This is a genomic window from Paenibacillus sp. FSL M7-0802 (genome assembly GCF_038004945.1).
In the GTDB taxonomy this organism is placed as follows: domain Bacteria; phylum Bacillota; class Bacilli; order Paenibacillales; family Paenibacillaceae; genus Paenibacillus; species Paenibacillus polymyxa_B.
Window position 1 is genome coordinate 3,614,271 of the sequence record NZ_JBBOSD010000001.1, and the last position, 22,181, is coordinate 3,636,451.

Annotated in this window: 4 protein-coding genes; all 4 read left to right on the top strand. The window is 57.7% G+C overall.

Going from position 1 to position 22,181, the window contains the following annotated elements; all coding sequences use genetic code 11:
* Positions 1 to 154: 154 nt before the first annotated feature.
* The 4 genes from MHB54_RS16760 to MHB54_RS16775 all read left to right on the top strand — a co-directional run bounded on the left by MHB54_RS16760 (position 155) and on the right by MHB54_RS16775 (position 22,130).
* Positions 155 to 15,121, top strand: a complete 14,967-nt coding sequence (locus tag MHB54_RS16760; protein ID WP_340981721.1) for an amino acid adenylation domain-containing protein — start codon at positions 155 to 157, stop codon at positions 15,119 to 15,121.
* 154 nt (positions 15,122 to 15,275) lie between these two features.
* Complete coding sequence (locus MHB54_RS16765) at positions 15,276 to 18,584, top strand: non-ribosomal peptide synthetase (RefSeq protein ID WP_340981722.1); 3,309 nt, start codon at positions 15,276 to 15,278, stop codon at positions 18,582 to 18,584.
* Entirely contained in the window at positions 18,574 to 20,400 is a 1,827-nt protein-coding gene (locus tag MHB54_RS16770) for an ABC transporter ATP-binding protein (protein WP_071558196.1), read from the top strand. Before MHB54_RS16765 ends, MHB54_RS16770 begins: the two co-directional genes overlap by 11 nt.
* Positions 20,397 to 22,130 carry an ABC transporter ATP-binding protein gene (locus tag MHB54_RS16775; protein ID WP_264454488.1) on the top strand — a complete coding sequence of 578 codons (1,734 nt, stop codon included), beginning with the start codon at positions 20,397 to 20,399 and terminating at the stop codon, positions 22,128 to 22,130. The genes MHB54_RS16770 and MHB54_RS16775 overlap by 4 nt, the downstream gene beginning before the upstream one ends.
* The last annotated feature ends 51 nt before the right edge of the window (positions 22,131 to 22,181 follow it).

Below are 22,181 nucleotides of genomic sequence, written 5' to 3' on the forward strand. Positions count from 1 at the left end.
GGAAGCAGCTGCATCTCTTGCGTAGAACGATGCTCTTTGTTGTCTTTCACGCATGGGAGCCGAGCGGGACAGCTGCTAGGCAGAGGATTGCCGCATGCGATCAAACGGGCAAGCGAAGCGGTGACCTGGCGAAAGCCATTGACATTGTTGTCACATGTTTGAAAAGGCGGGGAGCGAGGCTGAAGCGTTGCTGCGGCATATGCTCCGCCGGATTGCTTTTACCGATGAAGAGAGGGGAACGATCCAGATGGCTTTTGAAAAAGAAACGTTGTTTTGGAACGAAAAATTCGGTAGCGACGATTATACCTTGACGCCGCTGCCTTACAGCAAAGCTCCAAGCTCCCTGGCGCCCATTATGAAAACCGTGGGCGGTTCGCTTTCGGAAAAAGCGGCGCAGCGCGTCCTTCAAATGAGCAAGGGCGCTCCGCTGGCCGCTTTTATGATTTTGCTCGCCGGTGTTCAGTCACTCTTGCATAAATACACAGGCGCTTCTGACATTCTGGTCGGCATGCCGGTTGTACGGAAACCGACGGAGACGCGTCGATCCGTTAATCATACGGTCATTTTGAAAAACTCGCTTTCGGCGGGTGCGACTTTTAAAACGCTTCTGAGCGAGCTGAGGACTTCCTTGCCGGAAGCGATTCAGCATCAACATATTCCGTTCTTGAAAATGACGGAGAAGCTGGACCTGCAATATGCAGACGGTATACCCGTCATCCATACGCTAGTATCCCTTAAGGAGCTGCATCTGGACGAAATCGGGCAAAATGTGGTCACGGATTGTTCCTTTGAATTCAGCTTAACCGACGGGACGATACAGCTAGCGCTGTCATATAACGAGCACTTATATGACTCCGAGTTTATGACTCGGGTCGTCGGCCATCTGAATCGCCTGCTGGCCGTGGGGCTTCACGAGTTGGAGCTGGACATCGTGCGGGCGGACATGCTGTCGGAAGACGAGAAATTTCAATTGCTGCAAAGCTTTAACGATACCGAGAAGGACTATCCCCGTGATCGGACGATTCATCAGCTCGTGGAGGAGCAGGCGAAGCGGGTGCCCGAAGCGACGGCGGTTGTCTTTGAGGGGCGGCGGCTTTCGTACGCGGAGCTGAACGAACGGGCGAACCGGCTGGCGCGGACGTTGCGATCGGTCGGCGTGCTGCCCAATCAGCTGGTAGGCTTGATGGTCAGGAGATCGCTGGAGACGGTCGTTGGCATTCTGGCGGTTCTGAAAGCTGGCGGTGCCTACGTGCCGATCGACCCGGAATACCCGGAAGAACGCATCCGCTACATTCTGGAGAACTCGAATGCGCAGCTGCTGCTGACTCAACGGCACCTGCTGCAGCAGGTGCCGTTCGAAGGGACCGTGGTGGCGCTGGATGACGAGCAGGCCTACAGCGACGATGGCTCGAACCTGGAGCCGGCCAGCGGTCCGAACGATCTGGCTTATGTCATCTATACGTCAGGTACGACGGGCAATCCCAAAGGGGTCATGCTGGAGCATCGCGGTTTGGTCAGCTTGAAGCTGATGTTCGCGGACAGGCTGGGCATCACGGAGCATGACCGGATCGTTCAATTCGCCAGCCTGTCGTTCGACGCGTCCTGCTGGGAAGTGTTCAAAGCGCTCTATTTTGGCGCGGCTTTGTACATCCCGACGGCCGAGACGATTCTCGACAACCGCCTGTTCGAGAGTTATATGAACGAGCATGCGATTACGGCGGCGATTTTGCCTCCGACGTACAGTGCTTATTTGAACCCGGACCGCCTTCCCAGCTTAACGAAGCTCGTAACGGGAGGCTCGGCGGTATCGGCCGAATTCGTGCAGCAGTGGAAACGCAAGGTCCACTATTTCAATGCTTACGGCCCTACCGAAGCTTCGATTGTTACGACGCTTTGGGATGCGGATGAGGAGCAGCCGGAGGGCAGAGTCATTCCGATCGGGCGCCCGCTGGCCAATCACCGGATTTTTATTTTGGATGCCCACCTGCAGCTTGTGCCTCCGGGAGTGGACGGCGAGCTGTGCGTGGCAGGCGTGGGGCTTGCGAGAGGTTACCTGAACCATCCGGAGCTGACGGCAGAGAAGTTCGTGGAACATCCGTTTGCGCCGGGAGAACGCCTTTACCGGACGGGAGATCTCGCCCGCTGGCTGCCAGACGGAAATATTGAGTACTTGGGCCGGATCGACCATCAGGTGAAAATCCGTGGATTCCGGATCGAGATCGGCGAGATTGAAGAGCAGCTTCTGAAGATCGACTCCGTGCAGGAGACGATCGTAATCGCGCGGGAAGGCAAAAGCGGGCAAGAACTGTGCGCTTACCTGGTCGCGGGGCGCCCGCTTACGCTCGGCGAGCTAAGAAGCGCGCTGGCGCAAAAATTGCCGAATTACATGATTCCGGCGCATTTTGTTCAGCTTCCGCAGATGCCGCTCACGCCGAACGACAAAATCGACCGGAAGGCTTTGCCCGCTCCGGAAGGAAACGCGCTGACCGGCGGCGCGTACGTAGCTCCCCGCAATGAAGCCGAGCGGACGCTTGCCGATGTGTGGCAGGCGGTATTGAACGCCGATCGCGTTGGGGTAACGGATCATTTCTTCGAGCTGGGCGGAGACTCGATCAAGTCCATTCAAGTATCTTCGCGGCTTCATCAAGCCGGGTACAAGCTGGAAATCCGGGATTTGTTCAAATATCCGACTATTTCACAGCTCAGCCTGCATGTGAAACCGATCGGACGTACCATTGATCAGGGCGAAATAACGGGTGAAACGGCGCTGACGCCGATTCAGCATTGGTTTTTCGAGAGCTCCTTTGCGGACCCGCATCATTTCAACCAGTCGGTGATGCTGTACCGGAAGGAACGCTTCGACGAAGAGACGGTGCGTCAGGTGCTGCAAAAGCTGGCCGAGCATCATGACGCCTTGCGGATGGTGTTCCGCAAGACGGAACAAGGGTTTAGCGCGCGGAACCGCGCGATTCAGGACGGCGGGCTGTTCACGCTGTACGTGTTCGACTTCAAGGATGCGGAGAATACCGCGCAGGCTGTGGAAGCGAAGGCAACGGACATTCAAGCGGGCATCGATCTGGAGAACGGGCCCCTCGTGAAGGCGGGACTGTTCCGGTGCGCGGACGGCGATCATTTGCTGCTCGCGGTTCATCATGCCGTGGTGGACGGCGTGTCTTGGCGCATTTTGATGGAGGATTTCGCTCTGGGTTACGAGCAGGCCGGCAAAAGCGAGGAAATTCGTTTCTCGGCGAAAACGGATGCGTACCGCACTTGGTCCGAGCAGTTAGCCGCTTACGCGCAAAGCCCGGAGATGGCGAAGGAACGGGCCTATTGGCAGGCCGTGGAACAAATTGCGGTTCCGGCCGTGCCGAAGGATCTGGAGGCGGACGTTACGACGCAGCAGGACAGCGAATCGCTGTTCGTCCGTTTGACTCCCGAAGAAACGGAGCTGCTGCTGAAGCGGGTTCACCGGGCCTACAACACCGAAATGAACGATATTTTGGTAACGGCGCTCGGCATAGCCGTTCGCAAGTGGACGGGACACGAACGGGTGCGGATCAATCTCGAAGGACACGGACGCGAATCGATCGGAACGGATATCGACATCACGCGCACAGTCGGCTGGTTTACGACCAAGTTTCCGGTCGTCCTGGAGCCAGAAACCGACCGGGATTTGGCCTATCAGATTAAACAGGTCAAGGAAAGCTTGCGCCGCATTCCGAACAAGGGGCTTGGGTACGGCGTATGCCGCTATCTCTCCAAATCGGAGGATGGCTTTGTTTGGGGCGCAGAGCCGGAAATTAATTTTAACTACCTCGGCCAGTTCGACGATGATGTCAATCAGGACGAGATCGGCATATCTTCTTATTCCAGCGGCAGCCCGGCCAGCGACCGGCAGGCCCGCAGCTTTGTGCTGGATATCAACGGCATGGTGCTGGACGGCACTTTATCGCTCGATCTCAGCTACAGCCGGAAGCAGTATCGCAAGGAAACGATGGAAGCCTTCGCTCAGCGGCTTGAGCAAAGTCTCCGAGAGCTCATTACCCACTGCGCAGGCAAAGAAAACACCGAATTGACGCCGAGCGACGTGCAATTTAAAGGCTTGACCATCGCGGAATTGGAGCAAATCGCCCAGCGCTCGGGCCATCTCGGGGAAATCGAAAATATTTACTCGCTTACGCCGATGCAGAAGGGCATGTGGTTCCACAGCGCGCTTGACCGGCAAACTGCCGCTTACTTCGAGCAGACGCGGTTTACGATGCGGGGAGCGCTCGACGTCCAGCTTTTCGAGAGGAGCTGGATGGAGCTTGCGAAACGTCATCTGGTGCTGCGGGCGAATTTTGTGAAAGGACCGGCGGGCGAGCCGCTGCAAATCATATACCGCGACAAGCCGGTCGGCTTTGAATATGAAGAGCTGCTTCATTTGCAGGTGGACGAGAAACAAGCGTATTTGGATAAAAAGGCCGAGGATGACAAGCTTCGCGGCTTCGACCTGGAACATGACGCGCTCGTTCGGGTTACGATCCTGCGCACCGAAGAGCAAAGCTATCATGTGCTGTGGAGTTTCCAGCATATTTTGATGGACGGCTGGTGCCTGGCGCAGCTGACGCAGGAGCTGTTTGAGACGTACTCGACCTTGGCATCCGGCAAGCAGCCAGCGGGAGATAAGGGATCGGATTATGGCGCCTATATCGAATGGTTGGAGAAACAGGACGATCAGGCGGCATCCGGCTATTGGACGGCATTCCTGTCAGGTTATGAAGGGCAAACTGTACTCCCGGGACAAAAGGAACCGGCGCTGAACGGCAGATTTACGGCTGATCACGTCACAGCCGAGCTGGGCAAGGAGTTGAGCGAGCGGATGGATCGGGTGGCGAAAGATCGCCTGGTTACGGTCAATACGCTGTTGCAAGCCGCTTGGGGCGTGATGCTGCAAAAATATAACGGAACAAACGATGCCGTATTCGGCAGCGTCGTGGCTGGAAGACCGGTGGAAATCCCGGGCATCGAGTCCATGATCGGGCTGTTCATCAATACGGTGCCTGTCCGCGTCACGAGCGAAGCGGGCACCGTGTTCGCTGATATGATGGCGAAACTCCAAGAGCGTGCGCTGGAGTCCGGGCGATATGATTACTATCCGCTGTATGAAATTCAAGCCCGCAGCGTGCAAAAGCAGAACCTGATCAACCATATCATCGCTTTCGAGAACTATCCGGTGGACGAGCAGATGGAGCAGGCGGGCGACCAGCAACACGGCGACCTGACGATCGCTGACGTTCAGATGGAGGAGCAGACGAACTATAACTTCAACGTGACCGTGGTGCCGGGAGCCGAGATCGAAATTCGGTTCGACTTTAACGCCGAAGTGTTCGATAAAGACAGCATCGAGCGGCTCAAGGGGCATCTCGTCCATCTGCTGGAGCAGGTGACGGATAACCCGGAAATTACAGTGGGCGAGCTGGAACTTGTGACGGAGGCGGAAAAGGCCGACCTTCTCGGACGTTTTAACGACACCACCACGGAATTTCCGCGCGGGAAGACGCTCGTTCAATTGTTCGAAGAGCAGGCGGAGCTTTACCCGGACAACGTGGCCGCCGTCATGAACGAGGGGCAGTTGACCTACCGCGAGCTGAACGAGCGATCCAACCGCCTTGCGCGGAAGCTGCGGGAGACGGGAGTAGAAGCGGACCAGCTGGTAGCGATTCTGGCCGAACGCTCGCTCGATATGGTTGTGGGCATTCTGGCGATTCTCAAAGCGGGCGGAGCCTACGTGCCTGTCGATCCCGACTACCCGGAGGAGCGCATCCGCTTCATGATCGAGGATTCGGGCGCGCCGTTATTGCTGATTCAAAAGCATCTGCACGAGAAGACCGACTTCGCAGGAACGCGCCTCGAATTGGACGATTTCGTTTGGGGCGACAGAGGGGCGGACGCCGCCGATGCGCTGGACGCTTCGAACCTGGAGCCGATTTCCGGGCCGGGCAACCTGGCTTATGTCATCTACACGTCGGGAACGACCGGCAGACCGAAAGGAACGCTGATCGAGCATAAGAACGTCGTGCGCCTCCTGTTCAACGACAAGAACCTGTTCGACTTCGGGCCGTCCGACACGTGGACGCTGTTCCACTCGTTCTGCTTCGATTTCTCCGTCTGGGAAATGTACGGAGCGCTGCTGTACGGAGGCAAGCTGGTCATCGTACCGCCGCTGACGGCGAAAAATCCGGCCGATTTCCTGGCGCTGCTGGGCCGCGAACAGGTCACGATTTTGAACCAGACGCCAACGTACTTCTACCAGCTGCTGCGTAAGGTCTTGGCGGACCATCCGTACGATCTGCGGATTCGCAACGTCATCTTCGGGGGCGAAGCGCTGAGTCCGCTGCTGCTCAAGGGCTTCAAGACGAAGTACCCGGAGACGAAGCTGATCAATATGTACGGCATTACCGAGACGACGGTTCACGTGACATATAAGGAAATCACATGGGTCGAAATGGAGGCGGCGAAGAGCAATATCGGCAAGCCGATCCCGACGCTGAGGGTGTACGTCCTGGATGAAAACCGCCGCCCTGTGCCGATCGGCGTAGTGGGCGAAATGTACGTGGCCGGGGAAGGCCTTGCGAGAGGATACCTGAACCGTCCGGATCTGACGGCGGAGAAGTTCGTCGATTCCCCGTTTGCGGAGGGGGAGAAACTGTACCGCTCGGGCGACTTGGCGGCTTGGCTGCCGGACGGCAACATCGAATACCTGGGCCGGATCGACCACCAGGTCAAAATCCGCGGGTACCGGATCGAGCTGGACGAAATCGAGACGCAGCTGCTGAACGTCGAGGGCGTGGAAGAAGCGGTGGTGCTCGCCCGTCAGGACGGGGGGGGCGAGAAGGCGCTTGTCGCCTACTTTGTGGCGGACCGAATGCTGACGGTCAGCGAAATGAGAACCTCGCTGGCCCAGGGAATGCCGGGGTACATGATCCCGTCGTACTTCGTGCAGTTGGAGCGTATGCCGCTGACGACCAACGGCAAAGTGGACCGCAAAGCGCTGCCGGAGCCGCAAGGCGGCATACAAACGGGCGTCGAATATGTAGCACCGCGTAACCGGACGGAGTCCGAGCTTGTGAAGATCTGGGAGGAAGTGCTGGGCTACTCCGGCATTGGAGTCCTGGACAATTTCTTCGAGCTCGGAGGCCACTCCTTGCGGGCGACGAACCTTGTCAGCAAGATTCAGAAGGAAATGAACGTCGAGCTGCCTCTGCGCGACGTATTCCGCTACTCGACGATCGAAGAGATGGCTCTTGCCATCTCCCGGATCGGAGAGCAGTCGTTCTCGTCGATTCCGCTGGCAGGCGCAAGAGCATATTATCCGCTTTCCTCAGCTCAGAAGCGGCTGTTTATCCTGAATCAGCTGGAAGGGGCCGATCAGAGCTACAACATGCCGGGCGTGCTGCTGCTGGAAGGATCGATTGACCGGAGCCTGCTGGAGAAGGCTTTCCGCGGACTGATCGCACGGCACGAAACACTGCGAACCGGCTTTGAGATCGTACAAGGCGAAGCAATACAGCGCATTTACGAGAGCGTCGACTTTGCCGTCGAGTACCGTCATGCGAGCGAGGAAGAAGCGCCTGAAGTCGTGCAGGACTTCATCCGGCCTTTCGACTTGGCGAAGCCTCCGCTGCTGCGGGCGGAGCTCGTAGAGCTGGCAGCCGAACGTTATTTGCTGATGTTCGACATGCACCATATCGTCTCCGACGGGGTTTCGATGGACGTGTTAGTCGAGGAACTCGTTCGTCTGTACGGCGGCGAGTCATTAGAGCCTTTGCACATTCAATACAAGGACTATGCGGTATGGCAGCAGTCGGACGAGCAAAAAGTGCAGTTGAAACGCGAGGAAGCTTACTGGCTGGACCGTTACCGGGGCGAGCTGCCGGTTCTGGAAATGCCGACGGACTATCCGCGTCCTGCCGTGCAGAGCTTTGAGGGACAAACGCTGACGTCCTTCGTGGACGAGGCAACGAACGAAGGCTTGAAGCAGCTGGCCGCTCAAAGAGGAACGACGCTGTATATGGTGCTGCTTGCGGCATATACCGTGCTTTTGCATAAATACACAGGTCAGGACGATTTGATCGTCGGAACGTCGATTGCGGGCAGAACGCACGGAGACACGCAGCCTTTGATCGGAATGTTCGTCAATACGCTGGCGCTCCGCAATTATCCGGCTTCGGAGAAGACCTTCCTGTCGTATCTGGAAGAAGTGAAAGAAACGACCTTAGGCGCTTACGAGCATCAGAATTATCCGTTCGAAGAGCTCGTTGATAAAGTGCAGGTCAGCCGGGATTTGAGCCGCAACCCGCTGTTTGACACGATGTTCTCCCTACAAAACTTGGAGGATAAAGAGTTTGAGCTGGAAGGGCTGAAATTGTCCCCGTACCCTAGCGAATACGGCACGGCCAAGTTCGACCTGAGTGTGGATGTTACGGAAGAAAACGGCGGCCTGGAGTGCAGTTTTGAATTCGCAACGGCTCTTTATAAAGAAAGCACGATCCGGCGGCTGTCGACTCATTTCGGACATTTGCTTGCGGCGATCGTAAGCTGTCCGGATGCGAAGATTGCCGAGCTGAACTTGTTGACGGCAGAGGAAAAAGAGCAAATTCTCGGCGCGTTTAACCCGGCGCAGCCGGAAGCGGCTCCTGTGGCAGCGTTCCACCGGCTGTTCGAGGAACAGGCGGGGCGCACGCCGGAAGAGGCGGCCGTCGTGTACGAGAACGAGCGGCTGACGTATGCGGAGCTGAACGAGCGGGCGAACCGCTTGGCGGCCACGCTGCGCGCAAGCGGCATCGGCCGGGAGACGATCGTCGGCATTCTCGCCGAGCGTTCGGTGAACTTGCTGGTGGCTGTGCTGGCCGTCTGGAAAGCGGGCGGGGCGTATGTGCCGCTCGATCCGGATTATCCGGCGGACCGCGTGCGGTTCATGCTTGAAGACAGCGGAACGAAGGTACTGCTGACGCAAACGCCGCTGCGAGAGCGCGCCGAAGCCTGGCTCGGCGAAGAGGAGCTGGCGCTGGCGGCGGTGCTGTACCTGGACGACGAAGCGTCGTACAGCGAGGAGCGGGCGAATGCGCCGATTGTCTCCGGCATGGTCTCCGGCAAGCTGACGGATGCTGTGGACGACGGCGATGAGAGCCATCAGAATGTTGGCACCGACAGCTTCCATGAAGCCCGTCCGGAGGACCTGGCGTACGTGATCTATACGTCGGGAACGACGGGCAAGCCGAAGGGCGTGATGATCGAGCACCGCAGCCTGGTGAACACGGCGGCGGGCTATCGGCGGGAATACCGGTTGGATCAGTTCCCGGTGCGGCTGCTGCAGCTGGCAAGCTTCTCGTTCGACGTGTTCGTGGGAGATATCGCGCGGACGCTGTACAACGGAGGCACGATGGTGATTGTGCCGAAGGACGATCGGATCGATCCGTCTCGTCTGCACTACTGGATTGAGCGGGAGCGGGTCACCATCTTCGAATCGACGCCGGCGCTGATCGTGCCGTTCCTGGAGTACGTGCACGAGCAGCGGCTGGATATGAGCTGGATGGAGCTGTTAATCACGAGCTCGGACAGCTGCAGCGTGGCGGATTACCGGACCTTGCAGGAACGCTTCGGCTCGTTGTTCCGGATCATCAACGCTTACGGCGTGACGGAAGCGGCGATCGACTCAAGCTTCTACGACGAGGAGCTGGCGAAGCTGCCGCAGACAGGCCATGTGCCGATTGGCAAAGCGTGGCTGAATGCGAAATTCTACATCGTGGACGCGCATCTGAACCCGGTGCCGGTCGGGGTGCTGGGCGAGCTGGTCATCGGCGGAGTCGGAGTGGCGCGCGGGTACTTGAACCGTCCGGAGCTGACAGAAGAGAAGTTCGTAGACAGCCCGTTCGCCGCGGGCGAGCGGCTGTACCGCACGGGAGACTTGGCGCGGTGGATGGAGGACGGAAACGTGGACTTCATCGGCCGGATCGACAACCAGGCGAAAATCCGGGGCTACCGGATCGAGACGGGCGAGATCGAGTCGCAGCTGCTGCGGGTGGAAGGTGTGCGCGAAGCGGTGGTGCTGGTTCGAAGTGACGCGAACGGGCAGAAGGCGCTATGCGCGTATTACACGCCGGATACCGGAGCGGAGCTGGCGGTGAACGATTTGCGCAGCGCGCTGGCGCAGGAGCTGCCGGGCTACATGATCCCGTCGTACTTCGTGGAGCTGGAGCGCCTGCCTCTGACGCCGAACGGAAAGATTGACCGGAAGGCGCTGCCGGCGCCGGAAGGGGAAGCGGGAAGCGGAACGGAGTACGTCGCACCGCGCAATGAGCTGGAAACGAAGCTGGCGGCGATTTGGCAGGAGGTGCTGGGGCTTGCGAAGGAGATTGGCATTCACGACAACTTCTTCGACATCGGCGGCCACTCCCTGCGGGCGACGACGCTGGTCAGCAAGATTCATAAAGAGTTGAACGTGGATCTGCCGCTGCGTGACGTGTTCCGCCATTCCATGATCGAGAGCATGGCATCCGCCATTTCCCGGCTGGATGAGCAGACATTCGTTGCCATTCCGGTGGCGGATGACCGGGAGGTGTACCCGCAATCTTTTGCTCAAAAACGTCTCTTTATCCTGAATCAACTGGAAGGCGCGGAGCTTAGCTACAACATGCCGGAAGCGATGCTGCTGGAGGGTGCTTTGGATCGGACAAGGTTCGAAGAAGCGTTCCGTAAGCTCGTGGCGCGGCATGAAATGCTGCGCACCGGGTTCGAAATGGTGGATGGCGAAGCATCGCAGCGGTTATACCATGACGTGAATTTTGCTGTGGAGTTCTATCGAGTGGATGAGCAAGAGGCCGAAGAGACGGTTCGCCGTTTCGTCCGTTCGTTTGACTTGGCGAAGCCTCCGCTGCTGAGGGTAGGCCTTATCGAGCTGGCTCCGGAACGCCATATTCTAATGTACGACATGCATCATATTATTTCCGACGGCGTCTCGATGGAAATCTTTGTTGAAGAATTCGTCCGCTTGTACGGCGGCGAGCAATTGGAGCCTCTGCGCGTTCAGTACAAAGACTACACCGTTTGGCAGCATTCGCAGGAGCAGAAGGAACGGCTTCAGCGTCAGGAGGCGTACTGGCTGGACATGTTCCAAGGCGAGCTTCCGGTGCTGGAAATGCCGACGGACTATCCGCGTCCGGCCGTGCAGAGCTACGAAGGCCAAACGCTGGAGTTTTTCTTCGACGCTTCGAAAACCGACGGCCTGAAGCAGCTGGCCTCGGAAACGGGCACAACGCTGTTTATGGTGCTGCTTGCGGCGTATAACGTCCTTCTGCATAAATATTCAGGTCAGGAAGACGTGATCGTCGGTACGCCGATTGCCGGAAGGAATCATGGGGATGTGCAGCCGTTGATCGGGATTTTCTTAAACACGCTGGCTATCCGCAGTTATCCGGCTTCGGAGAAGACATTCCTGTCATACCTGAACGAAGTCAAAGAAACGACCCTCCACGCCTTCGAGCATCAAAACTATCCGTTCGAAGAATTGGTGGACAAGGTGCAAGTCACCCGTGATTTAAGCCGCAATCCGCTCTTCGACACGCTGTTTACAATGCAGAATACGGAGAACGAGGAATTTGAGCTGGAAGGGCTTCGCCTGATTCCTTATCCGAGCGCACTGGATACCGCGAAGTTTGATATCAGCTTGGATGTGGGCGAGGAGAACGGCGGCTTGGATTACAGCTTCGAATATGCGACGGCTCTCTACAAAAGGGAGACGATCGAACGGCTGGCGAAACATTACGAGCAGCTGCTCGTAACGATCGTAAGCCGTCCGGATGCGAAGATCGCCGAGCTGAACTTGCTGACGGCAGAGGAAAAAGAACAAATTCTCGGCGCGTTTAACCCGGCGCAGCCGGAAGCGGCTCCTGCGGCCGCGTTCCACTGGCTGTTCGAGGAACAGGCGGAGCGCACGCCGGAAGCGGAGGCCGTCGTGTACGAGAACGACCGGCTTACGTATGCGGAGCTGAACGAGCGGGCGAACCGCTTGGCGGGCACGCTGCGCGCAAGCGGCATCGGCCGGGAGACGATCGTCGGCATTCTCGCCGAGCGTTCGGTGGACTTGCTGGTGGCCGTGCTGGCCGTCTGGAAAGCGGGCGGTGCGTATGTGCCGCTCGACCCGGATTATCCGGCGGACCGCGTGCGGTTCATGCTTGAAGACAGCGGAGCGAAGGTGCTGCTGACGCAAACGCCGCTGCGAGAGCGTGCCGAAGCCTGGCTCGGCGAAGAGGAGCTGGCGCTGGCGGCGGTGCTGTACCTCGACGACGAAGCGTCGTACAGCGACGAGCGGGCGAATGCGCCGCTGGAAGCGGATGATCACTTGCACGAATGTCGTCCGGAGGACCTGGCGTACGTGATCTACACGTCGGGAACGACGGGCAAGCCGAAGGGCGTGATGATCGAGCACCGCAGCCTGGTGAACACGGCGGCGGGCTACCGGCGGGAATACCGGTTGGACCAGTTCCCGGTGCGGCTGCTGCAGCTCGCAAGCTTCTCGTTTGACGTGTTCGTGGGAGATATCGCGCGGACGCTGTACAACGGAGGCACGATGGTGATTGTGCCGAAGGACGATCGGATCGATCCGTCTCGTCTGCACTACTGGATTGAGCGGGAGCGGGTCACCATCTTCGAATCGACGCCGGCGCTGATCGTGCCGTTCCTGGAGTACGTGCACGAGCAGCAACTGGACATGAGCCGGGTGGAGCTGTTGATCACGAGCTCGGACAGCTGCAGCGTGGCGGATTACCGGACCTTGCAGGAACGCTTCGGCTCGTTGTTCCGGATCATCAACGCATACGGCGTGACGGAAGCGGCGATCGACTCAAGCTTCTACGACGAGCCGCTGACGAAGCTGCCGCAGACAGGCCATGTGCCGATCGGCAAAGCGTGGCTGAATGCGAAATTCTACATCGTGGACGCGTATCTGAACCCGGTGCCGGTCGGGGTGCTGGGCGAGCTGGTCATCGGCGGAGTCGGGGTGGCGCGCGGGTACTTGAACCGTCCGGAGCTGACGGAAGAGAAGTTCGTAGACAGCCCGTTCGCCGCGGGCGAGCGGCTGTACCGCACAGGAGACTTGGCGCGGTGGATGGAGGACGGCAACGTGGACTTCATCGGCCGGATCGACAACCAGGCGAAAATCCGGGGCTACCGGATTGAGACGGGCGAGATCGAGTCGCAGCTGCTGCGGGTGGAAGGCGTGCGCGAAGCGGTGGTGCTGGTTCGAAGTGACGCGAACGGGCAGAAGGCGCTATGCGCGTATTACACGCCGGATACCGGAGCGGAGCTGGCGGTGAACGATTTGCGCAGCGCGCTGGCGCAGGAGCTGCCGGGCTACATGATCCCGTCGTACTTCGTGGAGATGGAGCGCCTGCCTCTGACGCCGAACGGAAAGATTAACCGGAAGGCGCTGCCGGCGCCGGAAGGGGAAGCGGGAAGCGGAACGGAGTACGTCGCACCGCGCAATGAGCTGGAAACGAAGCTGGCGGCGATTTGGCAGGAGGTGCTGGGGCTTGCGAAGGAGATTGGCGTTCACGACAACTTCTTCGACATCGGCGGCCACTCCCTGCGAGCGACAACGCTGGCGGGCAAGGTATTTAAGGAATTAAACGTCAACCTGCCGCTGCGCGACGTATTCCGTCACTCGACGATTGCGGCGATGGCCGAGGCGATCGCACGGATGGAACGGCGGGAGCATGAGGCCATTCCTCAAGCTGAGGAGAGAGAGTACTACCCTCTGTCCTCCGCCCAGAAACGGCTGTTCATTCAGCACACGCTGGATGGAGCGGATCAGCTTTACAACATGCCGGAGCTGGTGCAGGTGGAAGGCGAGTTTGATTTAGACCGCTTGGAAGCCGCCTTGCGGAAATTGATAACACGGCATGAATCGCTGCGCACCGGTTTTGAAATCGTGAAGGGCGAAGCGGTTCAGCGGATTTACCCGCAGGTCGATTTTACTATCGAGCATCATCAAGCGGATAAAGAGGATGCGGCTCAAATCGAGCAGATCGTCCGTAGCTTCGTTCGTCCGTTTGATCTCGGCAAGCCGCCGCTGCTGCGCGCCGGGGCCATCGAGCTAGAGCCGAACCTGCATATTCTCCTTTTCGACATGCACCATATGGTGTCCGACGGCGTATCGATGGCGATTGTGATCGATGAGTTCTCGAGTTTCTACGCCGGGGGAGAATTGCCGCCACTGCGCATTCAATACAAGGATTATGTCGTTTGGCAGCAGTCAAAGGCCCACCGAGAGCGGATCGGGCGGCAGGAAGCGTACTGGCTGCAAACCTTCGAAGGCGAGCTGCCGACGGCGGACCTGCCGATGGACTACGAACGGTCTGCGGCTCGCAGCTACGAAGGCGCGCATCTGGAGTTCGACGTCGAAGCTTCTCTCTCTGCGCGGCTGCGCGAATTGGCAGCCGAGCGTGAAAGCACGCTGTTCATGGTGCTGCTTGCGGCTTATACCGTGCTGCTGTCCAAGTACAGCGGGCAGGAGGACTTAATCGTGGGCACCCCGGTGGCGGGAAGAACGAACGCCGATTTGGAAGCGGTCATCGGGATGTTTGTCAATACGCTGGCGATCCGCAATCGTCCGTCGGGCGACAAAACGTTCTTGTCCTACCTGGAAGAAGTGAAGGAAACGGCTTTGGGTGCTTTTGAGAACCAGGATTATCCATTCGACGAGCTTGTGGAGCGCTTGAATGTGAAGCGGGAGCCGGGCCGCTTCCCGCTGTTCGATGCCGTTTTCGACTTGCAAAATATCGAAGAACGAGACGCCGAGCTGGAAGGGGTCAGCCTGAAGACTTACGAGCTTGACCATTTGGAAGAAGCGAAGTTCGATCTGACGCTGTTTATGTATGAAAACAACGGGGCGCTGAGCGGGGGCTTCTTCTACGCCACCAAGCTGTTCAAAGAGGCGATGATCCGCACCTTGACCGAGGATTACCTGCGGGTACTGTCTCAAATTGCGGAAAATCCACAACTTGAGCTAAGCAGGATTGAATGTCATAAACCGGCGGCAGGCGCAAAGAGTGCCGTCGATACGATCGAATTCGCGTTCTAATCCTACAAGCGCGCCTCCGCCGTCAAGCGAAAGCGGCGCGCATCCCAAGGAAGACGGCGAACAACGTCCAAGCCCGTAAACGCGCAGGCCGAAAGCAAGCTTTTTCGGACCTGCGCCAGGGCATGCGGTCACTTCATTTTTAGGGGAGGTACAAATGAAATCTTTGTTTGAAAAGGAAGAACGGTACTGGAGCGGCAAGTTTGATGCCGATGACAGCCTGAGCTTCCTTCCCTACAGTCAATCCTCCAAATTATCCGCCGACGGGGAAGCTGCGGCCGAGCCGGGCTTGCTTCACCGTACTCTGCCGAGCGAACTCTCAGAGAGAATCATTTGCCTCGCCAACGGTTCGGATTTGGCTTTGTACATGATTGTTTTGGCAGGAGTAAAAAGCCTGCTGTTCAGATATACCGGGCGGGACCAAGTGCTGGTGGGCATGCCTTCTTATAGCGCAGACCCTGACGGGACTCCGCCGCCGCAGGACATTTTGGTAATCAAGACGTCCGTAAGCCACCAGACTACGCTGAAAACGCTGCTCGGGGGCATCAAAGCCTCCATCGGCGAGGCGCTGGAGCATCAGCACCTGCCTTTTCGGAAAATGGTGGAGCCGCTCCATCTGGACTATACGGGGGACGGCCTACCAATCATCAACACCGTCGCATCCTTTGCACCGATTCATCCGGAACCGCTGGGCAACCGGGTGGCGGCCGATACGGTTTTTCGCTTCGACCGCCAAAACCATTCCATCGAGCTGGAAATAAGCTTTGACGGGCAGTGGTACGAGCGGGCATTTGTGGAACAGGCGGCCGACCATCTTGTTCGGCTGCTGTCCGTGCTTTTATTTCAGCCGGATCTGGAGCTCGGACAAGCCGATGTGCTGTCCCCAGACGAGAGGGAGACGCTGCTGAAGCGATTTAATGACACCGAAACCGGGTTCGAGCGGGGGAAAACGATTTACGGCTTGTTCGAAGAACAGGCGGAGCTTTACCCGGACAACGTGGCCGCCGTCATGAACGAGGGGCAGTTGACCTACCGCGAGCTGAACGAGCGATCCAACCGCCTTGCGCGGAAGCTGCGGGAGACGGGAGTAGAAGCGGACCAGCTGGTAGCGATTCTGGCCGAACGCTCGCTCGATATGGTTGTGGGCATTCTGGCGATTCTCAAAGCGGGCGGAGCCTACGTGCCTGTCGATCCCGACTACCCGGAGGAGCGCATCCGCTTCATGATCGAGGATTCGGGCGCGCCGTTATTGCTGATTCAAAAGCATCTGCACGAGAAGACCGACTTCGCAGGAACGCGCCTCGAATTGGACGATTTCGTTTGGGGCGACAGAGGGGCGGACGCCGCCGATGCGCTGGACGCTTCGAACCTGGAGCCGATTTCCGGGCCGGGCAACCTGGCTTATGTCATCTACACGTCGGGAACGACCGGCAGACCGAAAGGAACGCTGATCGAGCATAAGAACGTCGTGCGCCTCCTGTTCAACGACAAGAACCTGTTCGACTTCGGGCCGTCCGACACGTGGACGCTGTTCCACTCGTTCTGCTTCGATTTCTCCGTCTGGGAAATGTACGGAGCGCTGCTGAACGGAGGCAAGCTGGTCATCGTACCGCCGCTCACGGCGAAAAATCCGGTCGATTTCCTGGCGCTGCTGGGCCGCGAACAGGTCACGATTTTGAACCAGACGCCAACGTACTTCTACCAGCTGCTGCGTAAGGTCTTGGCGGACCATCCGTACGATCTGCGGATTCGCAACGTCATCTTCGGGGGCGAAGCGCTCAGTCCGCTGCTGCTCAAGGGCTTCAAAACGAAGTACCCGGAGACGAAGCTGATCAATATGTACGGCATTACCGAGACGACGGTTCACGTGACGTATAAGGAAATAACGTGGGTCGAAATGGAGGCGGCGAAGAGCAATATCGGCAAGCCGATCCCGACGCTGAGGGTGTACGTCCTGGATGAAAACCGCCGCCCTGTGCCGATCGGCGTAGCGGGCGAAATGTACGTGGCCGGGGAAGGCCTTGCGAGAGGATACCTGAACCGCCCGGATCTGACGGCGGAGAAGTTCGTCGATTCCCCGTTTGCGGAGGGGGAGAAACTGTACCGCTCGGGCGACTTGGCGGCTTGGCTGCCGGACGGCAACATCGAATACCTGGGCCGGATCGATCATCAGGTGAAAATCCGCGGGTACCGGATCGAGCTGGACGAAATCGAGACGCAGCTGCTGAAGATCGCCGCCGTGCAAGAAGCCAAGGTGCTCGACCGCGACGACGCGAACGGCCAAAAGCAGCTTGTCGCTTACTACGTCGCGGAAACGAGGCTGGCGGCGCATGAACTCAAGGAGGAGCTCGCCAAGCAGCTTCCGGGGTATATGATTCCTTCGCACCTCGTGCAGCTTTCGCGGATGCCGCTGACCCCGAACGGGAAAATCGACCGCAAAGCGCTGCCCGCGCCGGAGGAAGCCGCGGTCGGAGGAGCGGAATATGTCGCGCCGAGAACGCTGCTTGAAATGAAGATCGCCCGCGTCTGGCAGGATACGCTTGGCGTTCCGCAGGTCGGCGTAAAGGATAACTTTTTTGAGTTGGGTGGCAATTCGTTAAGTCTGATGAGGCTCGTTCAAGCCGTTTATGATGAAACGGGATTTGAGATACCGCTGAACCGCCAATTCCATAATGTAACAGTTGAAGCCATGGCTTTCGGAGAGGGGGATCTCGGCCTGGATAAAGGAGGAGACTCCTTCATTAAGCTGAATAAAGCAGGAGATCTGAACGTGTTCTGCTTCCCTCCGGGCAGCGGCTTCGGCATCGGTTATCGAGAGCTCGCAAGCAGGCTCGACGGCCGGTTCGTGCTCTACGGCATTGATTTTATCGACGATGCCGTCGATTACAAGGCCATGCTGAACCGTTATGTGGACGAGATCGTCCGCATCCAGCCGGAAGGACCTTACGTGCTGCTCGGCTACTGCTTCGGAGGCAACCTGACGTTCGAGGTAGCCAAAACGATGGAGAAAAGAGGGTATTCCGTAACGGACGTGCTCATGGTGGACTCGTGGATTAAGGACGCGCTGACGCCTTCCGAAACGTCGGAGAAAGAGCTTGAAGAAATGCTTGCTGATTTCGACGAAGAAGAGAAGGAATTAATGAGCAACCCGCTCGTGCGGGAGCGGGTTCATCGGAAGGTCAAAGCGACCTTGGCGTACGAAGCGCAGCTTATTAATTCCGGCACGATCCCGGCCCGGATTTACGAACTGATTGCGAAGGACAGCGAAGCGTTCCGCCTGGAGCACCAATTGCCGTCCTGGCGGGGGGCAACGACGCAAGCTTACGCCGATTACCGGCTGGAGGGCGCGCACGAGGAATTGCTGGAACTCGCGCGCGTGGACGAAACGGCCGTTGTCATCCGGGACATCTTAGAGCAAGTCAAGCGGCAGATCGAAGCGGAGGCCGGGGTACTGCATGGAAGCTGACCGGCAGCCGTCTGTTCAAGAACAAGGCACAGCGGCGCCTTCCAAGCGCCAAACCGCTTACGCCGCCTGGAAAGCGTTCCGCTGGCTGATGTCCTATGTAAGCCGTCACAAAGGCTGGATGATCGTCGGTACCTTGTCCGCGATTGCCGCCGCCGTTATTGAGATATGGACGGGAAGTTTGATCGAGCAGCTGACTACCCAGGCCGAGAAGGGGGCGGGGCCAATCGTTCTGCAAATCGTGTACACGGTCTTTGTGGTCATCTTGATCGGTGTGCCGGCGAAGTTTTTCATGAGCTTCGGCGTGGAGCGAAGCAGCGCCTCTGCGGTGCAGGATATCCGCAACCATGTCATGCGTCATATCGGCAAACTCCCGATCTCCTATTTGGAAAAGCAGCACTCCGGCGACGTGTTGTCGCGGATCAACAACGACCTGCAGCTCATCCAGCAGTTTATGATTCGGGACCTCGCCCAGTGGTTTTATCATCCGCTATTGTTCATCGGCTGTTTCGCTTATTTGATCTACCTCCAATGGGAGCTGATGCTGTACAGCCTGCTGTTATTTCCCGTAGCGCTGCTGGTTTCCCAATGGATCGGCAAGCAGTTGGAGCGGTTGACGGAGGAAGTCCAGGCGAACATGGGCCGAATGAACGTCAACCTCCAGGATACGCTTGGGGGTATGCCTATTGTAAAAAGCTACCTGCTATCCGGCATGCTATCTCGCTCCTACCAAGTGCTGCTGCAATTGACGGCTCAAAAAAAGCTGGCCGTGAAAAAACGGGAAGCCTGGGTCAACCCGCTGCTTTCCACGCTGATGATCAGCCCGATCATTTTCGCCGTCAGTTACGGAAGCTATTTGATCTACAAAGGGCAGCTAGGCGCGGGAGAGCTGATCGCCTTCCTGTACTTGCTGAATCTGTGTCTGGAGCCGCTGGAGCATATTCCCGAGCTCGTCACACGGACGTTCGAAATGACCGGTGCCCTGAGAAGGGTCTCCGAAATCGTCGAGCAGCCGACCGAAACGGAAAATGGCCGTTCGCTTCCGAAAGCGAGCGCCGCCCCCATCGAGTTTCAGAACGTAACCTTCGGGTATGAGGAGAGCTCCCCGATCCTGCGGAATGTTAGCTTCTCGGTGCCGGAAGGGAAGACGATCGCGCTTGTCGGAGCGAGCGGCGGAGGGAAGAGTACGGTGTTTAAGCTTGTATGCGGCTTTTATCCGCTTCCGGAAGATCAGGGCGAGATCCGCGTGTTCGGCAGCCTGATCCACGGCGCCGATCCGGAGCAGCTTCGGTCACATTTTTCCGTGGTAACCCAGGATTCATATTTGTTTAGCGGCACGATCGCCGAAAATATCGGTTACGGGCGGGAAGTAGCGTCGATGGAAGAGATTATCGAAGCCGCTAAAGCTGCTCAGGCGCATTCCTTCATTATGCAGCTTGAGGGCGGCTACCAGACGTATGTCGGAGAGCGCGGAGGCTTCTTGTCCGGTGGGCAGCGCCAGCGCATTGCAATGGCCCGGGCTTTTCTGAAGGATGCTCCCGTTCTGCTGCTGGACGAGCCAACGTCGGCTCTTGATCCGGAGTCGGAAAGCGCGGTTCAGGAAGCGCTGGGCGTATTGATGAAGCAGAGAACGACCATGGTTATTGCCCACCGGCTTTCTACAGTACAAAACGCCGACGAAATTTGGGTCATGGAACAAGGGAATATTGTTGAAAAGGGCACTCATGAACAATTGCTGGAGATGAAGGGACTGTACGCCCAGTCGTACTACCAGGAATTTACCGAGTCTGCCGAACGCAGGGAGGTGGCGTACACATGAAAAAGGGCGGATGGCTCTCGCAAGTGAAAGAACTCGGCTACTTGCTGATGTTTATGAACCGCAAGCGCAAAACCCAGTACGCCATTGGCCTGGCCGTGACGGCGCTCACCCAGACATTGTTCCTGATCGCCTTCAGTTTGGTCGTACATAACTTGGTTGATTTCGCCGTGTCCCGAGATACGTCCCTGATGGTCGAAGCCTTTATTATTTTGGGCGCGGCCCTGTTCCTGGAAAATATAATTTCTCCCTGGTTCATTTACTTATACCAGCGCAGTGTCGAGCTGACTGTGCTGAATATCCGCGAACGTCTTTATGACAAGCTGTGCCGGGTGCGGCCGAGATTCCTGGAGCAGACCCACCATGGGGACTTGCTGTCACGGGTGAACAACGACGTAACGACCGTTGAGTTTACATTCTCGCAGGTTTACTTCGTTTTGCTGCTTCAGGTTGTCTTTTGCATCGGCTCCATTGTCTCTATGGTGTTGATCGATTGGCGGTTTGCCGGCGTATCCTTCGTCATTCTGCTGCTGTCCTCCGTGGTCAGCCTGAAATTTGCGCGGGATATTCGCGCCTTGTCCGAACAAGGCTTGCAAACGCTTGGTAAAATGACCGAAAAATTCAAAGATTTTATGGGCGGCATTCAATTGGTGAAGCTGTTCCGCATCCGCACGATTTACGGCCAGTATGAGGCGTTGAACGAACAAATGACGCAGACGCTTCGGCAAACCGCGCAGAAGAATGGCATGCAGGCTGCGGTGAACCATTTTATCAGTTACGTCACGTTCTGCGGCATTATCGTCATCGGCAGTCTTCTTTATGCCTACGGACTGATGGGAATGGGAAGCGTTGCCGCCCTGGCGGTTCTGCAAGTGAATCTGACGCACGCCTTGTTGAACTTGGGGATGGTTCTGTCGATGACCCAAAATTCGCTCGCAGGCGCTCACCGGATTCAAGAGGTACTAAGAGAGGAAGAGGAACCGGAGAGTTTGGGATCTCCTCACAGCGAGCTCGTGTCGGAGGCTGCGGTGGAGTTTCGCGATGTGGAATTTTCCTATCAGGCGGATAAAAAGGTGCTTGTCGACATGTCCATGCAGGTGTTTCCCGGCCAGGTCGCCGCTATCGTGGGGGCCAGCGGCAGCGGCAAAAGTACGCTGATCAAGCTGCTGCTCGGCTTTTATCCTGTGGACAGCGGAGAAATCCTGCTCCAAGGCAAACCGTTCGGCCATTACACGCTGGACGAAATCCGCAGGCAGATTGCATACGTTCCGCAGGAGCCGTTCTTGTTTACCGGCACGATTGAGGAAAACATCCGCTACGGCAACCCGGATGCAACGGATGAAGAAGTGATCGAAGCGGCCAAAGCGGCGTACGCTCACCATTTCATTCAGGAACTTCCTGAACAGTATAAAACGCCGGTGGGAGAGAGAGGAGCGTCGTTGTCGGGCGGACAAAGGCAGCGAATTGCGATCGCCCGGGCGATTCTCAAAAACGCCCCGATTCTGCTGCTGGACGAAGCGACTTCCGCGCTGGATAATGAATCCCAGCATTGGGTACAGCAGGCCCTGAACGTATTGATGAAGGGGCGCACCACCATTCTGATCGCCCACCGTCTCAGCACCGTGGAACATGCGGATTTGATTACCGTCATGAACCAAGGGACGGTCGTCGAGCGGGGCCGCCATCAGGACCTGCTGGCGCTCGGGGGTTATTACGCCCGGCTGTACGGCTAGACCCGCTTTACGGCGGGCGGCTTCCTGCTTGCGAATGCGACAGAGTCTTTT